Genomic DNA, 18,232 nt, shown 5'->3' with positions numbered 1-18,232 from the left:
CCGAGTATTGAGAAGGATCCTGAACGCGAGACAAAAAACCCCGCCGAAGCGGGGTTCTCCTTGCAGGCCAGCGCTTAAATCGCGCCACGCTGACGCAGCACGTCCAGCACCTGTTTCACGCCTTCGTCCACGCTGGTGGCCTGGGTGTCGATCACAAGATCAGCATCCAGCGGCACATCGAACGGGAAGCTCTCACCCGGGATGTTGTCGCCACCGGCAGCGTACAGGCCTTGCGGGTCACGCTCGCGGCAAACCAGCGGCGAGGCCTGGACGTAAACGGTCACCAGGCGCTCCTTGCCGATCAGCGCCTTGGCCTGTTCGCGGCCTTCGGCATCCGGGGCCACGAACGCAGCGAGGGTGAGCATGCCGGCTTCGTTGAACTGGCGCGCCACATGGGCGGCGCGGCGCCAGTTCTCGGTACGGCCAGCGCGGTCCTGTGGCAGGCCCTTGTTCAGGTCGTGACGCAGGTTCTGGCCATCGAGCACGTACACCGCACGGCCCATGTCGAACAGCTTGCGCTCCACGGCATAAGCCAAGGTGCTCTTGCCAGCACCCGACAGGCCGCTGAACAGCACGGTGGCTGGCTGCTGGCCGAAGCGCAGGGCGCGCTCTTCGGTGGACACGTGGGCCTGCTTGCCATGATGGCCGGTGCTGCCGTGTGGCAACACGGGCGGGGCGATGATCATGCCGGCGCCAACGGTGCCGTTGGTCAGGCGGTCGATGACGATGAACGCACCGGTGGTGCGGTTGCTGTCGTAACCGTCGAGGGCGATCGAGGTGTCCAGGGCTACCTTGACGCGGCCGATCTCGTTCAGTTGCAGCGCGCTGGCAGCGCCCTGCTCCAGCGTGTTCACATCGACCTTGTGGGTGATGCTGGCAATCGAACCTGGCACGTAGCTGGTGGCACGCTTGATGTCGTATTTCTTGCCCGGGAGCATCGGCTCCTCGGCCATCCACACCAGCATGGCGTCGAACTGGTCGGTGACCGGCGGGACGTTGTCGGCATGTACCAGCAGGTCGCCACGGGAGATGTCGATCTCGTCTTCCATGGTCAGGGTCACGGCCTGGCCTGGGCCAGCGTTTTCCAGTTCACCTTCGTAGGTGACGATGGACTTGACCCGGCTGCTCTTGCCCGACGGCAGCACGACAATCTCGTCACCTTTGTGCACCACGCCACTGGCGATGGTGCCCGCGAAGCCGCGGAAGTTCAGGTTGGGACGGTTGACGTACTGCACCGGGAAACGCAGGTCGGTGAAGTTGCGGTCGGCCGAAACCTCGACGGTTTCGAGGATTTCCATCAGCGTCGGGCCGGCGTACCACGGCGATTGCTCGCTGTGGTTGACCACGTTGTCACCCTTGAGCGCCGACATCGGCACGAAGTGCAGGCTGCTCGGGGTCAGGTTGATGGCTTCGGCGAACTTCAGGTAGTCGGCCTTGATCGACTCGAAGACGCCTTCATCGAAGCCCTTCAGGTCCATCTTGTTGACCGCGACCACGATGTGCTTGATGCCCAGCAACGACGCGATGTAGCTGTGGCGGCGGGTCTGGGTCTGCACGCCGTAGCGGGCATCGACCAGGATGATCGCCAGGTCGCAGGTGGACGCACCGGTGGCCATGTTGCGGGTGTACTGCTCATGGCCCGGGGTGTCGGCGATGATGAACTTGCGCTTGGCGGTGGAGAAGTAGCGGTAGGCGACATCGATGGTGATGCCCTGCTCGCGCTCGGCCTGCAGGCCATCTACCAGCAGCGCCAGGTCGACTTCTTCGCCGGTGGTGCCGACTTTCTTCGAATCACGGGTGATGGCCTCGAGGTGGTCCTCGTAGATCATCTTGGAGTCGTGCAGCAGGCGCCCGATCAGGGTGCTCTTGCCGTCATCCACGTTGCCGCAGGTGAGGAAACGCAGCAGTTCTTTACGCTCGTGCTGAGCCAGATAAGCGAGGATATCTTCGCTGATCAAATCGGATTGGTGCGACATGGAGTAACCCTGAAAATTAGAAGTAGCCCTGACGTTTTTTGTCTTCCATGGAACCGGCGCCATCGTGGTCGATGACCCGGCCCTGGCGCTCGGAAGTGCGCGTCAGGAGCATTTCCTGAATGATGTCGGTGAGCGTCTCGGCTTCCGACTCGACAGCGCCCGTCAGCGGGTAGCAGCCGAGGGTACGGAAACGCACCTTCTTCTTGACGATGCGGGCTTTCTCTTCCTCGGAGAGGTGCTCGAGGATGCGTTCGTCGTCGATCATGATCAGGGTGCCGTTCTTCTCGATGACTTCACGCTCGGCGGCGAAGTACAGCGGCACGATCGGGATGCCTTCAAGGTAGATGTACTGCCAGATGTCCAGTTCGGTCCAGTTCGACAGCGGGAAGACGCGGATCGACTCGCCCTTGTTGACCTTGCCGTTGTACACGTTCCACAGCTCGGGGCGCTGGTTCTTCGGGTCCCAGCGGTGCTTGCTGTCACGGAACGAATACACACGCTCCTTGGCCCGCGACTTCTCTTCGTCGCGGCGCGCACCACCGAAGGCAGCGTCGAAACCATGCTTGTCCAGCGCCTGCTTCAGGCCCTGGGTCTTCATGATGTCGGTGTGCTTGGAACTGCCATGGGTGAACGGGTTGATGCCTTGCGCCACACCCTCAGGGTTGACGTGGGTGATCAGCTCCAGGCCCATTTCCTCGACCATCTTGTCGCGGAAGCTGTACATCTCCTGGAATTTCCACTGGGTGTCGACGTGCATCACCGGGAACGGCAGCTTGCCCGGGAAGAAGGCCTTGCGCGCCAGGTGCAGCATCACGGCGGAGTCCTTGCCGATCGAGTACAGCATCACCGGGTTGTCGAACTCGGCGGCCACCTCGCGGATGATGTGGATGCTCTCCGCCTCCAGCTGTTTCAAGTGCGTCAGTTTGTCGACCATGGCTACTCACGAAAAACGATCTTATGGACGGCCTGCGGGCCGTGTTCGAGCGAGCCACTTTATCACAGCGGCTGCTTCTATTTAGGAGGCTGGCTAGATCGAAAAAGTCTAACGATATGACTGGGGGTTTGGGCTGGCAGGACCGGCCTCTTCGCAGGTGAACCCGCTCCTACAAGGCCCGCGCGTAGGAGCGGGTTCACCCGCGAAGAGGCCGGCCCTGCCATCAGATAGGATTCGGGCAATCGATGAACAGGTGCTCCACGGCAAACCGTCGTGCCAGGTAATCGCCCAGCGCCTGCACCCCGTAGCGCTCAGTGGCATGGTGCCCGGCAGCAATGAAGCTGACGCCATTCTCGCGCGCACTGTGGTAGGTCTGCTCGGACGCCTCGCCGGTCAGGTACAGGTCGACCCCGGCGGCAATCGCCGTGTCGATATAACCCTGCCCGCCGCCGGTGCACCAGCCCACCCGGCGGATCACTTCGTTGCCTTCGACCAGCAACGGCTCACGCCCCAGCACCTCTTGCACCCGCCGGGCAAAATCGCGCGCAGTCATGGATTCGGCCAGCGAACCGACCAGGCCGACCACCTTGGGGTTTTCTGGATCAAGCGGCCCTTCGACAGTGATCTCCAGTTGCCGCGCCAGCTGCACGTTGTTGCCCACTTCCGGGTGCACGTCCAAGGGCAGGTGGAACGCCAACAGGCTGATGTCGTTATTCAGCAGGGTCTTCAGGCGACGCTGGCGAATGCCTGTGATGCACGGGTTCTCGCCCTTCCAGAAATAACCATGGTGCACCAGCACCAGATCGGCCTCGGCCTCGACCGCGGCATCCAGCAATTCCTGGCTGGCGGTAACACCACTGACAATACGGCTGACCTGCGGCCGGCCTTCGACCTGCAGGCCATTTGGGCAATAATCCTGGATCTTCGCGCTGCCCAGGTAACGCTCGGCTTCCTCGACCAGGGTGGTTAGAGCGACGGCCATGAAAATCTCCTCGAAAACTGCGCTTTTCTCGGGCGCAACGCCTGACGAACGCCCGTATAATGCCGGCCATTATGGGCCGTCGCTGTCACTGGGGGAACCGGTGTATGATCGCGCGCGCTCATGCCCTACTGCCAGGCCGCTGGCCCCTGCTCTTTTCAGGATTCGTTCATGTTCAAGGCTTTGCGTTACTTCGGCTGGCCCCTGCTTACCGGCATACTGATCGCCATGCTGATCATCCAGCGTTTTCCGCAATGGGTCGGGCTGCCCAGCCAGGACGTCAACCTGCAGCAAGCGCCACAGACCACGCGGATCATGCAAGGCCCGGTGTCGTACGCCGACGCCGTGACCCTGGCCGCCCCGGCGGTGGCCAACCTGTACACCACCAAGGTGGTGAACAAAAGCGCCCACCCGCTGTTCGAAGACCCGCAGTTCCGCCGCTTCTTCGGCGATAACCTGCCCAAACAGCGCCGATGGGAATCAAGCCTGGGCTCGGCGGTAATCATGAGCCCAGAGGGCTACCTGCTGACCAACAACCACGTTACCAGCGGCGCCGACCAGATCGTCGTAGCGCTGAAGGATGGCCGCGAAACCCTGGCCCGCGTGATCGGCAGCGACCCGGAAACCGACCTGGCGGTGCTGAAGATCGACTTGAAGAACCTGCCGGCGATCACCATCGGCCGTTCCGACACCATTCACATCGGCGACGTGTCGCTGGCCATCGGCAACCCGTTCGGCGTCGGCCAGACGGTGACCATGGGCATCATCAGCGCCACTGGCCGCAACCAGCTGGGGCTGAACAACTACGAAGACTTCATCCAGACCGACGCGGCGATCAACCCGGGCAACTCCGGTGGCGCGCTGGTGGATGCCAATGGCAACCTGATCGGCATCAATACCGCGATATTTTCCAAGTCCGGTGGCTCGCAGGGCATCGGCTTCGCCATCCCGGTAAAACTGGCACTGGAGGTGATGAAGTCGATCGTCGAACACGGCCAGGTGATCCGTGGATGGCTGGGTATCGAAGTACAGCCACTGAGCCAGGAGCTGGCAGAATCGTTCGGCATGAAGGACCGCCCAGGCATCGTGGTGGCGGGTATCTTCCGCGAGGGGCCAGCGGCCAAGGCCGGGCTGCAACTGGGTGACGTGATCCTGAGCATCAATGGCGAGCCGGCCGGCGACGGGCGCAAGTCGATGAACCAGGTTGCGCGGATCAAACCCAACGAGAAGATCACCATCGAGGTGATGCGCAACGGTCAGCAATTGAAGCTGATCGCCGAGGTGGGGCTGCGGCCGCCGCCGGCGCCGGCTGTAACGCAAGAAGAAAAGTAAGGTGAGGCCTTAAGCCGTTCCGCAACCCTGTGGGAGCGGCCTTGCGTCGCGATGGGCCGCCTAGCGGCCCCAAAATTTCAGCTTCGCAGGGCATATGCCCGGGGCCGCTTTGCGGCCCATCGCGACACAAGGCCGCTCCCACAGTTGGCCGAGTCTGCTGCCGCTACTGCATCAGTGCAGGATCTGGCTGAGGAACAACTTGGTCCGGTCACTGCGCGGCCGGTCGAAGAAGTCATCCGGCGCGGCCTGCTCCACAATCTCGCCCTTGTCCATGAAGATAACCCGGTTCGCCACGGTACGGGCAAAGCCCATTTCGTGGGTCACGCAGAGCATGGTCATGCCATCCTCGGCCAGGCCCACCATGGTATCGAGCACTTCCTTGACCATTTCCGGGTCCAGTGCCGAGGTCGGTTCGTCGAACAGCATGATCTTGGGCTTCATGCACAACGCGCGGGCAATGGCCACACGCTGCTGCTGGCCGCCAGACAACTGACCAGGGTACTTGTGTGCCTGCTCCGGAATCCGCACACGCTCCAGGTAGTGCATGGCAATTTCCTCGGCTTTGCGCCGTGGCATCTTGCGCACCCACATCGGCGCCAGGGTGCAGTTCTCCAGGATGCTCAGGTGCGGGAACAGGTTGAAGTGCTGGAACACCATGCCCACCTCGCGGCGGATGGCCTCGATCTGCTTGAGGTCGTTGGTCAGCTCCACGCCATCGACCACGATGCGCCCTTGCTGGTGCTCTTCCAGGCGGTTAAGGCAGCGGATGGTGGTGGACTTGCCCGAGCCGGACGGCCCGCACAGCACGATACGCTCGCCCTGGCGCACGTTCAGGTTGATGTCCTTGAGCACATGGAACTGGCCGTACCACTTGTTCACACCCTGCATCTGGATGATGCCTTCGGGGCCAGCAGGCTGCTTGATCGCTTCACTCATTTCGAAACTCCTAACGCTTGTGGCCAGTGTCCAGCTTGCGCTCCAGATGCATGGAGTAGCGGGACATACCGAAACAGAAAATCCAGAACACCAGGGCGGCGAACACGTAGCCCTCGGTGGCCATGCCCAACCAGGCGGGGTCTGCGGCTGCTTGCTTGACGCTGTTGAGCAGGTCGAACAGGCCGATGATGATCACCAGGCTGGTGTCCTTGAACAGGGCAATGAAGGTGTTGACGATGCCGGGGATCACAAGCTTCAGCGCCTGCGGCAAGATCACCAGCCCCATCGAGCGCCAGTAGCCAAGGCCCATGGCCGCGGCGGCTTCGTACTGGCCCTTGGGGATGGCCTGCAGGCCGCCGCGCACCACCTCGGCGATGTACGCCGACTGGAACAGGATCACACCAATCATCGCCCGCAGCAGCTTGTCGAAGCTCATGCCTTCTGGCAGGAACAACGGCAGCATCACCGACGACATGAACAGCACGGTGATCAGCGGTACGCCCCGCCAGAACTCGATGAAGGTCACGCACACCACCTTCACGGCCGGCATCCTCGAACGCCGGCCCAGTGCCAGCAGGATGCCCAGCGGCAAGGCGCCGACGATGCCCACGGTGGCGATCACCAGGGTCAGCATCAACCCGCCCCACTGGCTGGTCGGTACGCTTTCCAGGCCCAGGTACCCACCGTGCAGCAGGGTATAGGCCAGTACCGGGTACAGCACCAGGAAGCCCAGGCCATAGAAGGCTTTGCGCGGGAAACGCTTGATGAACAACGGCGCGGCGCCGAGCACGGCAAGCCACACGGTCAGGTCCACACGCCAGCGCAGCTCAGTCGGGTAATAGCCGTACATGAACTGGCCAAAGCGCTGCTGCACGAACACCCAGCAGGCGCCGTCCTTGGTGCAATCGGCGCGCGTGGTGCCGACCCAGTTGGCATCGATCAACGCCCACTGCAGCAACGGCGGTACGATCAGCCACACCAGGTAGAGGGCGAACAGGGTCAACAGCGTGTTGAGCCAGCTGGAGAACAGATTGGCACGCATCCATGCGAGCACGCCGACGGTTTTCACCGGTGGCGGCATATCGGGTTTGAAAACATGGGCATTCACGGGCGTATCCTCACCGCTCGATCAGCGCAATGCGCTTGTTGTACCAGTTCATCAGCAGCGAAATGCTGATGCTGATGGCGAGATAGACACTCATGGTGATGGCGATCACCTCGATGGCCTGGCCGGTCTGATTGAGCACGGTGCCGGCGAACAGCGAGACCATCTCCGGGTAGCCGATACCGGCCGCCAGCGAAGAGTTCTTCGCCAGGTTGAGGTATTGGCTGGTCAGCGGCGGAATGATCACCCGCAGTGCCTGGGGAATGATCACCTTGCGCAGGGTCGGGCCCTCGCGCAGGCCCAGCGAGCGCGCGGCTTCGGTCTGGCCATGGCTGACCGAACGGATGCCGGAACGCACGATCTCGGCGATGAAGGCTGCCGTATAGATAGTCAGCGCCAGGGTCAGCGCCAGCAACTCGGGGATCAGCACCCAGCCACCGACAAAGTTGAAGCCTTTGAGCTGCGGCACCTCCCAGCTGACCGGGCTGCCGAACAGCAACACGCTCAGCCCTGGGATGGCGATGAACAGCGCCAGGCCCACCCAGAATTTGTGGAACGGCACGCCGGTCTCGTCGAAGCGCTTGTTGGCAAAGCGCACCATCAGCACGATCGCGACAATCGCTACTGCCAGGGCCACCACGAATGGCCAGAAACCGTCGGCCATCGACGCACCCGGCATGTTCAGGCCGCGGTTGCTGATGAAGAACATGTCGTCGATGTTGATGCTGCCCCGCGGTCCCGGCAGGGTCAGGAACACGGCGAAGTACCAGAACAGAATCTGCAGCAACGGCGGAATGTTGCGGAAGGTTTCCACATACACGGTTGCCAGTTTGCTGATCATCCAGTTCGGTGACAGGCGCGCTACACCGATGATGAAGCCCAGTATCGTCGCCAGGATGACGCCGATGAAGGTCACCAACAGGGTATTGAGCAGGCCGATGACGAACACCCGCGCATAACTGTCGGATTCCACATAGGGGATCAGGTGCTGGGCGATACCGAAGCCGGCACTGCGGTCGAGGAAGTCGAAGCCCGAGGTGATGCCCCGGTGTTGCAGGTTGGTTTGCGTGTTGTGGAACAGGTACCAGCCCAGGCCGACCACGAAGACGATCGTGAGGATCTGGAACAGCCACGCGCGCGCACGCGGATCGTTAAGGGACAAGCCCTTGGGTGCGCCGATTTGATTTTGCATGAAGTGCCCCGGACAGTAGGGATTCGAACAGCCTGCGGCGGCGGAATGCCGCCGCAGGGTGCAGCCATCAGCGCACTGGAGGCGCGTACTGGATGCCGCCGTTGTTCCACAGGGCGTTCATGCCACGGTCGATCTTCAAGTCAGTGCTCTGGCCCAGGTTCTTCTCGAACACTTCGCCATAGTTACCCACTTGCTTGACGATCTGCACTACCCAGTCTTTGGGCAGCTTGAGGTCCTTGCCATACTCGCCATCCGCACCCAGCAGTCGGGCGACATCCGGGTTCTTGGTGGCCTTGGCCTCGGCCTCGACGTTCTTGGAAGTGATGCCCGCTTCTTCGGCATTGAGCATGGCGAACAGGGTCCACTTGACGATGCTGAACCACTCCTCGTCGCCTTTACGCACTACCGGGCCCAGTGGCTCCTTGGAGATGGTTTCCGGCAACACCACGTAGTCGGTCGGCGCAGCCAGCTTGGAGCGCTGGGCGAACAGCTGCGATTTGTCCGAAGTCAGTACGTCGCAACGGCCAGACTCCAGCGATTTGGCGCTCTCGTCAGAGGTGTCGAAGGTAATCGGGGTGTACTTCAGGCCATTGGCACGGAAGAAGTCCGACACGTTCAGCTCGGTGGTGGTGCCGGCCTGGATGCAGATGGTCGCGCCATCGAGCTCTTTGGCGCTGGAAACGCCAAGCTTCTTGTTGACCAGGAAGCCGACGCCGTCATAGTAGGTGACACCCGCGAACACCAGGCCCATGCCGGCATCGCGCGAGCTGGTCCAGGTGGTGTTACGCGACAGCACGTCGACCTCGCCCGACTGCAGGGCAGTGAAGCGTTCCTTGGCGTTGAGCTGGCTGAACTTGACCTTGGTGGCATCACCGAACACGGCGGCGGCCACGGCGCGGCAGACATCGGCATCGATGCCGACGATCTTGCCCTGCGCATCAGGTACCGAGAAGCCTGGAAGACCGTCGCTCACGCCACACTGGACGAAGCCCTTCTTCTTGACCGCATCGAGGGTGGCGCCGGCCTGGGCAGTGCTCACGGCGCCCAGCGCTGCGGCAGCGGTCAGGACTGCCAGGGTGGTTTTCAACATCTTCATTCACAACCTCCAAATCGCTCTTGTTGTATCGAGCCGGAATTGCACCGCACCCTTTTGAGGCGTATCCGACCCGTATTGGCTTGTTATTGGGTCAATTGGCGCAATGGACTGTTCTGTGACAGCCTTCGCGTGCAGAGGGTGTTACCGTCACGGCCTGCCCTTTGCATCACAGGTTGAGTTGCAAACCGCGTACCAAATTTTCTGGCTGTAGCGTTTAAGCGCTCGTCAAGTAGGAAAAGTTGTATCGTTGCGACATTCTTTTTCCGACAATCATTTCCGGTGCTTTCTTTTCTCGCACGCCATAACAAGACCCGCACACTTTCGGAGCAGTCATGACCAACCCGCTGATTCTCGAACCACAGAAAACCGCTGACGCCTGTGTGATCTGGTTGCACGGTCTGGGGGCCGACCGTTACGACTTCCTACCTGTGGCCGAATTCATGCAGGAGCGCTTGCTCAGCACACGCTTCATCATGCCCCAGGCACCGACCCGCCCCGTGACCATCAACGGCGGCTATGCCATGCCCAGCTGGTATGACATCAAGGCCATGACCCCGGCTCGTGCCATCGACGAAGCGCAGCTGGAAACGTCTGCCGAGCAGGTGGTTGCGCTGATCAAGGCCGAGCAGGCCAAAGGCATCAACCTGTCGCGGATCTTCCTGGCCGGCTTCTCCCAGGGCGGCGCGGTGGTGCTGCACACTGCCTATATAAAGTGGCAGGAAGCACTGGGTGGGGTGATCGCCCTGTCCACCTATGCCCCCACCTTCAATGACCAGCATCAGTTGAGTGCCTGCCAGCAGCGCACACCGGCCCTGTGCCTGCATGGCGTGCATGACCCGGTGGTCATCCCGTCCATGGGCCGTACCGCCTTCGAGTACCTGAACATCTGGGGCGTCGCTGCCCGCTGGTACGAATACCCGATGGAACACGAAGTGGTGGTCGAAGAACTGAACGATATCCACGACTGGCTGAGCAAGCAGCTGCAATAGGCAGCCTCGCTTGTAGTTGTGGGCGTATTCCGCTACGCCGCGCCCGGATCTTGCATTACACTGCCCGGCGTACATTCCTTAATCAGTTGATGAGACGACCGTGCTCAAAGCACTCAGAAAAATATTCGGCAAGGGAGAGGCCGCGCCACAAGCCGCCGCTCCTGCTGCCAGCGTGACGCCGGAAGCCCGGCCCGCGGCAAAACCGGCCGCACCCCATGCCAACCCCGCCCCCAAGGCTGAGCAACCTGCCGCCGCGACGCCACCTGCCGATCAACCGGCCAAGGACAAACCGCGCCGCGAACGCAAGCCCAAGCCACAGGCCAGCCTGTGGAAGCCCGAAGACTTCGTGGTCGAGCCGCAGGAAGGCAAAACCCGCTTCCACGACTTCAAGCTGTCCAACGAGCTGATGCACGCCATCCACGACCTGGGCTTCCCGTACTGCACGCCAATCCAGGCGCAGGTCCTGGGTTACACCCTGCGTGGCCAGGACGCTATCGGCCGGGCCCAGACGGGCACCGGCAAGACGGCCGCCTTCCTGATCTCGATCATTTCCCAGTTGCAGCAGACGCCACCGCCTAAAGAGCGCTACATGGGCGAGCCGCGCGCGCTGATCATCGCCCCCACCCGCGAGCTGGTGGTGCAGATCGCCAAGGACGCCGCTGCCCTGACCAAGTACACCGGCCTGAACGTGATGAGCTTCGTCGGTGGCATGGACTTCGACAAGCAGCTCAAAGCCCTGGAAGCGCGCCACTGCGATATCCTGGTGGCCACCCCGGGCCGCCTGCTGGACTTCAACCAGCGTGGCGAAGTGCACCTGGACATGGTCGAGGTGATGGTGCTTGACGAAGCCGACCGCATGCTCGACATGGGCTTCATCCCCCAGGTCCGCCAAATCATTCGTCAGACACCGCCGAAAAGCGAGCGCCAGACCCTGCTGTTCTCCGCCACCTTCACCGACGATGTGATGAACCTGGCCAAGCAGTGGACCACCAACCCGGCCATCGTCGAGATCGAGCCGGAGAACGTGGCCAGCGAAACGGTGGAGCAGCACGTGTATGCGGTGGCCGGCAGCGACAAGTACAAACTGTTGTACAACCTGGTAACCCAAAACAAGTGGGAACGGGTGATGGTGTTCGCCAACCGCAAGGACGAAGTGCGGCGCATCGAGGAAAAGCTGGTACGCGACGGTATCAATGCCGCCCAGCTGTCGGGTGACGTGCCGCAGCACAAGCGCATCCGAACCCTGGAGAGCTTCCGCGAAGGGCGCATCACCGTGCTGGTGGCCACCGACGTGGCCGGGCGCGGGATCCATATCGATGGCATCAGCCACGTGATCAACTTCACCCTGCCGGAAGACCCTGACGACTACGTGCACCGCATTGGCCGTACCGGCCGTGCCGGCACCAGTGGTGTGTCGATCAGCTTTGCCGGTGAAGATGACTCGTATCAGCTGCCGGCGATCGAAGCGCTGCTGGGGCGCAAGATCAAGTGCGAGATGCCGCCGGATGAACTGCTCAAGCCGGTGCCGCGCAAGCATCACTGATTTCAGCAGGCTACATGCGCCCTGTGGCGGCGGCCTTGTGTCGCGATTGGGCCGCGCAGCGGCCCCGGGATTTCGGCTTTGATGCGGAGATTGTCGGGGGCCGCTCCGCGGCCCTTTCGCGACACAAGGCCGCTCCCACACGGATGGCGCCAGCTTTCAGAAATTGAGCAAGACAGTTGCTCCCACAAAGGATCAGCGGCGCCTTGATTACCAGCGGCCCGCCGCATCCTAGTCACTCTGCTTCCCCTCCTCCCATCCAGTGGTGTGTCAATCAGCTTTGCTGATGAAGATGACTCGTATCATCACTGACCTTCAGCGGGCTACACGCGATCAATCTGTGGGAGCGGGTTTACCCGCGAATACGGTAGTGGCGGCAACGATGAACGGCGGGTGGAGATTGGCCAGCAGGGCCGGCCCTTTCGCGGGTAAACCCGCTCCTACAGGCGACCGGTGGCGCCTTGATTACCAGCGCCCCGCCGCATCCTGGTCACTCTGCTTCCCCTCCACCCACTTTGGCCCTTCCTGGGTATTCTCCTTCTTCCAGAACGGCGCCCGGGTCTTCAGGTAGTCCATGATGAAGTTGCAGGCATCGAACGCCGCCTGCCGATGGGCACTGGCCACCCCCACGAACACAATCGGTTCGCCCGGTTCCAGCGCACCGATGCGGTGCAGCACCTCCACTTTCAAGAGCGGCCAACGCTGCTCGGCCTCGACCACGATCTTGGCCAGGGCCTTTTCGGTCATACCCGGATAGTGTTCGAGGAACATCCCCGCCACTTCGCGGCCATCGTTGAAATCCCGCACATAGCCGACAAAACCGACCACCGCGCCCACGCCCACATTGGCTGCATGCATGGCATTGGTCTCAGCCCCCGGGTCGAACGCGCCTTCCTGCACTCGTACAGCCATGTTCAGCCTCCGGTCACCGGTGGGAAGAACGCCACTTCATCGCCCTCTTCCAGCGGTTCATCGAGCTTGCACAGCTCTTCGTTGCGCGCGCACATCAGGTTCTGCTCGGCCAGCACTTCATACTGCCCGCCCTTGGCAACCAAGGCCTGGCGCACATCATCGAGCACCTTGAACGCACCCTCCACCCGCTCGGCATCCACGCCCAACAGTTCGCGGTAACGGGCGAAGTACATCACCTTGACCTTCATCACGCCTCCACCTTGTAATGGCCACTCTTGCCACCGAGTTTTTCCAGCAGGCGCACCTGCTCGATGACCATACCTTTATCCACAGCCTTGCACATGTCATAGATCGTCAGCGCGGCCACGCTGGCGGCGGTCAGCGCCTCCATCTCCACACCGGTCTGCCCGGCCAGCTTGCAGCGGGCGACGATGCGCACGGCATCCTGCCCCTCGGCGCTGAGCTCGACCTTGACGCTGGTGAGCATCAGCGGGTGGCACAACGGGATCAGGTCGCTGGTTTTTTTCGCCGCCTGTATCCCGGCAATGCGCGCCACGGCGAACACGTCACCCTTGGGGTGCTCACCGTCGACGATCATCTGCAAGGTCTGCGGCAACATGCGCACCCGCGCCTCGGCGGTAGCCTCGCGCTCGGTCACGGCCTTTTCAGTGACGTCGACCATGTTGGCCCGCCCCTGGGAATCAAGATGTGTCAGCACTGCTCTGCTCCTGTGAAGGGATTTCGCAGTGTAAACCTGTGGGTCAGGTTTGAGCAGAGGTATGTGTCGGCAGGTTTGGCCTCTTCGCGGGCACGCCCGCTCCCACAGGAGCTCCATGGCCTCGAATCAAGTGGAGATCCTGTGAACGGGCGTGTCCACGAAGAGGCCGGGCAGTAATCTGCCCGGCTACAGGGTTTACAAATGAGACTCGGCGTACTCGGCCAGCACCGAGCGAGGCACGCCCTGCAGGGTGATGTGCACGCCGTGGGGGAAGTCCTTGAAGCGCTCGGTCAGGTAGGTCAGGCCCGAGCTGGTCGCGGACAGGTAGGGGGTGTCGATCTGCGCCAGGTTGCCCAGGCAGACCACCTTGGACCCGGAGCCGGCACGGGTGATGATGGTTTTCATCTGGTGTGGCGTCAGGTTCTGGCACTCGTCAATCAGGATCAGGCTCTGCTGGAAGCTGCGGCCACGGATGTAGTTCAGCGACTTGAACTGCAGCGGCACGCGCTCAAGGATGTATTCGACGCTGCCATGGGTGCTTTCGTCATCCATGTGCAAAGCTTCGAGGTTGTCAGTGATGGCGCCCAGCCACGGCTCCATCTTCTCTGCTTCGGTACCCGGCAGGAAGCCAATCTCCTGGTCCAGCCCCTGCACGCTGCGGGTGGCGATGATGCGCCGGTAGCGCTTGCTGACCATGGTCTGCTCGATGGCCGCAGCCAGTGCCAGGATGGTTTTACCGGAGCCGGCGGCGCCGGTCAGGTTCACCAGGTGGATATCCGGGTCCAGCAGGGCAAACAGCGCCAGGCTTTGGTGAATGTCGCGTGGTTTCAGGCCCCAGGCTTCCTGGTGCAGCAACGGCTCCTGGTGCAGGTCGAGCAGCAGCAGTTCGTCGTCACGAATGCCCTTGATCCACCCGACAAAGCCCTGCTCATCGATGATGAACTCATTGACGTGCACAGCTGGCAGGTTGTCGATCATCTGCACCCGATGCCAGGTGCGGCCGCGCTCCTGGCGGGTATCGACCTTGCTCACGCGGTCCCAGAACGAGCCGGTGACCGAATGGTAGCCCTTGGACAGCAAGGACACGTCATCGACCAGTTGGTCGGTGCTGTAGTCCTCAGCCGCTATACCGCAAGCGCGCGCCTTCAGGCGCATGTTGATGTCTTTGGTGACCAGCACGACGTCCAGGTCGGTGCGCCGGGCCCGGACTTCGAGCAACTGGTTGATGATGATGTTGTCGTTGAGGTTTTCCGGCAGCAGCTTGTTCGGCTCGTTGCGCGGGGTCATCAGGATGGACAGGAACCCCTTGGGGCCGCTCTTGTTGCGCTGGATCGGTACGCCCTGCTCGACATCGCTGGGCGAAGCGTCACCGAGGGTCTGGTCTATCAGGCGGATGGCTTGGCGGCATTCGGCGGCGATGCTTTGTTTGCCGGTCTTGAGCTTGTCGAGTTCCTCCAGCACCGTCATCGGGATGGCGACATGGTGCTCCTCGAAGTTCAGTAACGCGTTAGGGTCGTGAATCAGGACGTTGGTATCGAGCACATACAGGATTGGCTTGCTGGAGGAAGGGTTGCGTCCTTGGTCATCCATACTCGGTCACCTTATGTCGAAGCCACACGGCGTGGTCTGTTACGCCGCAGAGTGACTGCCGCTGTTCCCGTATCCGCGTTGTTACGGGCGGGAAGCGAACCTGGCTAGGTGGGCCTGGATGACGCCACCTGTGCTGCAGGAATCGGCTGTCTGGTTTCTTCATACCGCAAAAACCATGACCGAAAAAAGCATTTTTACGCATTTTTGAAGTTTATTTTTCCGATTGACGAAGAGGCCTTGGCGCCAGCGTCAGAGGGGACTACGCTCAAAAGTCATACCCTCTATTCGCGGTATCCATATTCCCGGCAATCCTCCCAGCCGATGCCGCTTTGCGCGGTATTGCGCAGCAACCATTCCACCGCCGGCTGCGCCTTGGGAAGGCTGTCATGAAACTGGATCACGCCCTTGCGCCACAACAGCATCAGGGTCAATACGCGCTGTGCGGACGCCTCTGCGCTCAATGCACCGTCATCCTGGGCATCGATGTCCCACAACGATACCCGCAACTGCTGGCGGGCCATGAACGCTTCGCCGTCAGCCCGGCGCTGGCCATAAGGAGGGCGGAACAGCGGCACATACTGCTCGGGCAGATCAGCCTGCACCCGCGCCTGGCTGCGCCGCAGCGAATCCTGCCAGCCGGTCCACTGCGCATGGGAGCGGTATTCCCACCCCTGGATACCCACGCACTGCCCGCCATAGAGCTGGCGCAAGGCATTTGCCGCCGCGCCATCACGGCGTTGCTGCAAACGGTTACCGAGCGTGAAAAACGTGCCTTCGAGCTTTTGCCGGCGCAGGTAATCGGTGAGTAGATCCGTACTGCCCCCCTCGGGCCCAGGCCCGCCGACAAAGGTCAGCAGGAACATGCGGTCGTTCAGTTCGTCACCCTTGCGCTCACGCGAAGACAACCGCTCGATTTCGCTGCTGGTCTGCGGCAGCAACGCCGCCTTGCGCAGTTGCTCGTCCAGGTAGCGGACATGGAACTGGTGGCTCGGTTCGATCCAGCCGGTATAGAACGCACCGACATCGGCAGCGAACGTCGCCGCTTGTGTACGCAACTCCGCCATGGACGTAACCGGGTAGCAGAATGATGCATCCTGCTCACAACTGCGCTGCGCCTGTTGATAACCCTCCCACAACCGCTGCCACATGCGCGCCCGAACCTGGCGCACCTTCTGCAGGTTGATCTGCCGCAGCCCCAGCCGGGCCGCCAGGCTTGCGTCATCCAGCAACTCGCTTTCGTGCAGCACTTGGGCGAACGATAGGATTTCTGCCCGAGAAGCCACATCGAACAGCGCCGGGCTGTCCAGCTGTTCGGGCCACAGGCTGCGGTCCAGGCTGACCTGAGGTGAAGGGGCGGCTTGCACGGCCAGGCTCAGCAGGCCGGCCAGCAAGGCAGAAGCAATGCGCACAGTGGAAGGCTCCGCAACGGCAAAACGCGAACTATAGCGCCTGCACCGACCATGGGCTGTGACTATCGTCGCCATAGTTTGGACTTGTACCGCCCACCCCGTAGAATCCTCGGCCAACGATGCCAGGAGCCGACCCGATGCTGACGGTGATTTCCCCCGCCAAGACCCTCGACTACGACACCCCGCCAGTGACCGAGCGTTTCACCCTGCCCCAGTACCTGGATGAATCCCAGGCCCTGATCCAGCAACTGCGCGAACTGTCGCCGGCGCAGATCAGCGAGCTGATGCACCTGTCCGACAAGCTCGCCGGCCTGAATGCGGCGCGCTTTGGCAGCTGGACCCCAGACTTCACCCCGGCCAATGCCAAGCAGGCGTTGCTGGCGTTCAAGGGTGACGTGTACACCGGCCTCAATGCCGAGAGCCTGAGTGACGACGACTTCAGCTACGCTCAGGACCACCTGCGCATGCTCTCGGGCCTATATGGCCTGCTGCGCCCGCTCGATCTGATGCAGCCCTACCGCCTGGAGATGGGCACCAAACTGGCCAACGCCCGCGGCAAGGACCTGTACGCCTTCTGGGGCACGCGCATCAGCGAATGGCTGAACCAGGCCCTGGCCGACCAAGGCGATGACGTGCTGTTGAACCTGGCCAGTAACGAGTATTTCAGTGCAGTGAAACGCAGTGCATTAAAGGCCCGGGTGATCAACGTCGACTTCAAGGACCAGAAAAACGGCCAGTACAAGATCATCAGCTTCTACGCCAAGAAAGCCCGCGGCATGATGAGCCGCTTCGTCATCCAGCAGCGCATCAGCACCCCGGAACAGCTCAAGCAGTTTGATGCTCAGGGGTACTACTACAGTGACGAGCAGTCCAAGCCGGACCATTTGGTGTTCCTGCGCGATCACCCCTCGGAGTGACCCTGTAACGCCCCCTTCACGGCCAAACCCGCTCTTACAGGTAATGCGCTACCCGTAGGAGCGGGTTCACCCGCGAAAGGGCCAGCAGCCCACACCCCTCTCCGCCTGCAACAGGGCACGCTGCAAACCGCCATAACGCCATTAATCCGACGCCAAAAATCCAGCACACCCACCTTTATCGCCAAACGACATAAGACCGTTCATACCTTTTTTGACGAATTCTGAAAAAATTTTTCAGATGCTGGCATAAAAATATCTCGCAACAGTTACGCCCTTGATACACGGGGGCGAAACACCCGCGTGCTATCAATTTGAAACTGTCCGCAACTGAATAAATATTTAGAAATCTTTCATTCGAGCGAAACCGGCTCCGGAACTTCTACCAAAGCCAATCGCTCATAGTGCCGTAACGATTGTCCTGCCTACGGGCTGTGAGAGATGACTTACAGATGACAACGGCGGGGATACACTGGCCGCCCTAAAAAATTCGGCAGGTAAGAAGGAACCCCCCGAAAAACCTGGCCATTCAGGCGAGAAGCGGTCCTTTAAAATCTGCCCAGTGGTTTATTTTTAAAGATTTATTCACTTGAAAAAAAAAACACAGCAA

16 protein-coding genes are annotated in these 18,232 nt (G+C 61.4%); 4 read left to right on the top strand and 12 right to left on the bottom strand.

Translation table 11 applies throughout. From position 1 onward, the window contains the following. Nucleotides 1-74: 74 nt before the first annotated feature. The 3 genes from cysN to ACK59Z_RS23555 all read right to left on the bottom strand — a co-directional run bounded on the left by cysN (nt 75) and on the right by ACK59Z_RS23555 (nt 3,892). Complete coding sequence (cysN, locus tag ACK59Z_RS23565; RefSeq protein WP_003251801.1) at nt 75-1,976, bottom strand: sulfate adenylyltransferase subunit CysN; 1,902 nt, start codon at nt 1,974-1,976, stop codon at nt 75-77. Nucleotides 1,977-1,992: 16 nt separating this feature from the next. Beyond that, nucleotides 1,993-2,910, bottom strand: a complete 918-nt coding sequence (cysD, locus tag ACK59Z_RS23560; RefSeq protein WP_003251799.1) for a sulfate adenylyltransferase subunit CysD — start codon at nt 2,908-2,910, stop codon at nt 1,993-1,995. A 223-nt stretch (nt 2,911-3,133) separates the two neighbouring features. Continuing rightward, nucleotides 3,134-3,892, bottom strand: a complete 759-nt coding sequence (locus ACK59Z_RS23555) for a Nif3-like dinuclear metal center hexameric protein (protein ID WP_070095545.1) — start codon at nt 3,890-3,892, stop codon at nt 3,134-3,136. 168 nt (nt 3,893-4,060) lie between these two features. Here ACK59Z_RS23555 and algW point away from each other — a divergent pair, with 168 nt between their 5' ends. After that, nucleotides 4,061-5,221: a Do family serine endopeptidase AlgW gene (gene algW / locus ACK59Z_RS23550; protein ID WP_003251794.1), complete on the top strand. Its 1,161-nt coding sequence runs from the start codon at nt 4,061-4,063 to the stop codon at nt 5,219-5,221. A 171-nt stretch (nt 5,222-5,392) separates the two neighbouring features. Here the strand turns inward: algW and ACK59Z_RS23545 are convergent, their stop codons facing one another. The 4 genes from ACK59Z_RS23545 to ACK59Z_RS23530 all read right to left on the bottom strand — a co-directional run bounded on the left by ACK59Z_RS23545 (nt 5,393) and on the right by ACK59Z_RS23530 (nt 9,550). Further along, nucleotides 5,393-6,157, bottom strand: coding sequence for an amino acid ABC transporter ATP-binding protein (locus ACK59Z_RS23545; protein ID WP_003251792.1), 765 nt, complete (start codon nt 6,155-6,157; stop codon nt 5,393-5,395). A gap of 10 nt (nt 6,158-6,167) precedes the next feature. Further along, the gene (locus ACK59Z_RS23540) at nt 6,168-7,265 is read right to left on the bottom strand and encodes an amino acid ABC transporter permease (RefSeq protein WP_003251789.1); all 1,098 of its coding nucleotides are present in this window, start codon (nt 7,263-7,265) and stop codon (nt 6,168-6,170) included. Between the two features lie 10 nt (nt 7,266-7,275). Continuing rightward, nucleotides 7,276-8,454 carry an amino acid ABC transporter permease gene (locus tag ACK59Z_RS23535; protein WP_409293748.1) on the bottom strand — a complete coding sequence of 393 codons (1,179 nt, stop codon included), beginning with the start codon at nt 8,452-8,454 and terminating at the stop codon, nt 7,276-7,278. A gap of 67 nt (nt 8,455-8,521) precedes the next feature. Continuing rightward, nucleotides 8,522-9,550 (bottom strand): amino acid ABC transporter substrate-binding protein, encoded by a 1,029-nt coding sequence (locus ACK59Z_RS23530; protein WP_003251785.1) that lies wholly within the window; start codon nt 9,548-9,550, stop codon nt 8,522-8,524. Nucleotides 9,551-9,882: 332 nt separating this feature from the next. Here ACK59Z_RS23530 and ACK59Z_RS23525 point away from each other — a divergent pair, with 332 nt between their 5' ends. After that, complete coding sequence (locus ACK59Z_RS23525) at nt 9,883-10,539, top strand: alpha/beta hydrolase (RefSeq protein WP_409293745.1); 657 nt, start codon at nt 9,883-9,885, stop codon at nt 10,537-10,539. Nucleotides 10,540-10,639: 100 nt separating this feature from the next. Continuing rightward, nucleotides 10,640-12,082 carry an ATP-dependent RNA helicase RhlB gene (gene rhlB, locus ACK59Z_RS23520; RefSeq protein WP_010952422.1) on the top strand — a complete coding sequence of 481 codons (1,443 nt, stop codon included), beginning with the start codon at nt 10,640-10,642 and terminating at the stop codon, nt 12,080-12,082. 462 nt (nt 12,083-12,544) lie between these two features. Here rhlB and moaE read toward each other — a convergent pair whose 3' ends face one another. The 5 genes from moaE to ACK59Z_RS23495 form a co-directional block, all read right to left on the bottom strand. Beyond that, a complete protein-coding gene (moaE, locus tag ACK59Z_RS23515; RefSeq protein WP_003251778.1) occupies nt 12,545-12,991 on the bottom strand; it encodes a molybdopterin synthase catalytic subunit MoaE in 447 nt (148 codons plus the stop codon). Between the two features lie 2 nt (nt 12,992-12,993). Then, nucleotides 12,994-13,239: a molybdopterin converting factor subunit 1 gene (moaD, locus tag ACK59Z_RS23510; protein ID WP_003251777.1), complete on the bottom strand. Its 246-nt coding sequence runs from the start codon at nt 13,237-13,239 to the stop codon at nt 12,994-12,996. Then, nucleotides 13,239-13,709: a cyclic pyranopterin monophosphate synthase MoaC gene (gene moaC, locus ACK59Z_RS23505; RefSeq protein ID WP_003251775.1), complete on the bottom strand. Its 471-nt coding sequence runs from the start codon at nt 13,707-13,709 to the stop codon at nt 13,239-13,241. The genes moaD and moaC overlap by 1 nt, the downstream gene beginning before the upstream one ends. A gap of 195 nt (nt 13,710-13,904) precedes the next feature. Next, a complete protein-coding gene (locus tag ACK59Z_RS23500; protein WP_003251772.1) occupies nt 13,905-15,299 on the bottom strand; it encodes a PhoH family protein in 1,395 nt (464 codons plus the stop codon). A gap of 281 nt (nt 15,300-15,580) precedes the next feature. Continuing rightward, nucleotides 15,581-16,708, bottom strand: coding sequence for a polysaccharide deacetylase family protein (locus ACK59Z_RS23495; RefSeq protein ID WP_070095546.1), 1,128 nt, complete (start codon nt 16,706-16,708; stop codon nt 15,581-15,583). Nucleotides 16,709-16,845: 137 nt separating this feature from the next. Here ACK59Z_RS23495 and yaaA point away from each other — a divergent pair, with 137 nt between their 5' ends. Beyond that, nucleotides 16,846-17,625 carry a peroxide stress protein YaaA gene (gene yaaA, locus ACK59Z_RS23490; protein WP_108190991.1) on the top strand — a complete coding sequence of 260 codons (780 nt, stop codon included), beginning with the start codon at nt 16,846-16,848 and terminating at the stop codon, nt 17,623-17,625. The last annotated feature ends 607 nt before the right edge of the window (nt 17,626-18,232 follow it).

This window comes from Pseudomonas sp. KCJK9058 (assembly GCF_046230975.1).
GTDB lineage: Bacteria > Pseudomonadota > Gammaproteobacteria > Pseudomonadales > Pseudomonadaceae > Aquipseudomonas > Aquipseudomonas alloputida.
Note: the sequence above shows the minus strand (reverse complement) of the source record. Positions and strands in the feature narration are given on the sequence as shown.

Excerpts from the sequence above, each read along its gene's own strand:
- ACK59Z_RS23530 (WP_003251785.1), bottom strand. The coding sequence starts at position 9,550 with ATGAAGATGTTGAAAACCACCCTGGCAGTCCTGACCGCTGCCGCAGCG.
- ACK59Z_RS23535 (WP_409293748.1), bottom strand. The coding sequence starts at position 8,454 with ATGCAAAATCAAATCGGCGCACCCAAGGGCTTGTCCCTTAACGATCCG.
- moaD (WP_003251777.1), bottom strand. The coding sequence starts at position 13,239 with ATGAAGGTCAAGGTGATGTACTTCGCCCGTTACCGCGAACTGTTGGGC.
- cysN (WP_003251801.1), bottom strand. The coding sequence starts at position 1,976 with ATGTCGCACCAATCCGATTTGATCAGCGAAGATATCCTCGCTTATCTG.
- algW (WP_003251794.1), top strand. The coding sequence starts at position 4,061 with ATGTTCAAGGCTTTGCGTTACTTCGGCTGGCCCCTGCTTACCGGCATA.
- ACK59Z_RS23545 (WP_003251792.1), bottom strand. The coding sequence starts at position 6,157 with ATGAGTGAAGCGATCAAGCAGCCTGCTGGCCCCGAAGGCATCATCCAG.
- cysD (WP_003251799.1), bottom strand. The coding sequence starts at position 2,910 with ATGGTCGACAAACTGACGCACTTGAAACAGCTGGAGGCGGAGAGCATC.
- ACK59Z_RS23555 (WP_070095545.1), bottom strand. The coding sequence starts at position 3,892 with ATGGCCGTCGCTCTAACCACCCTGGTCGAGGAAGCCGAGCGTTACCTG.
- moaE (WP_003251778.1), bottom strand. The coding sequence starts at position 12,991 with ATGGCTGTACGAGTGCAGGAAGGCGCGTTCGACCCGGGGGCTGAGACC.
- yaaA (WP_108190991.1), top strand. The coding sequence starts at position 16,846 with ATGCTGACGGTGATTTCCCCCGCCAAGACCCTCGACTACGACACCCCG.
- ACK59Z_RS23525 (WP_409293745.1), top strand. The coding sequence starts at position 9,883 with ATGACCAACCCGCTGATTCTCGAACCACAGAAAACCGCTGACGCCTGT.
- ACK59Z_RS23500 (WP_003251772.1), bottom strand. The coding sequence starts at position 15,299 with ATGGATGACCAAGGACGCAACCCTTCCTCCAGCAAGCCAATCCTGTAT.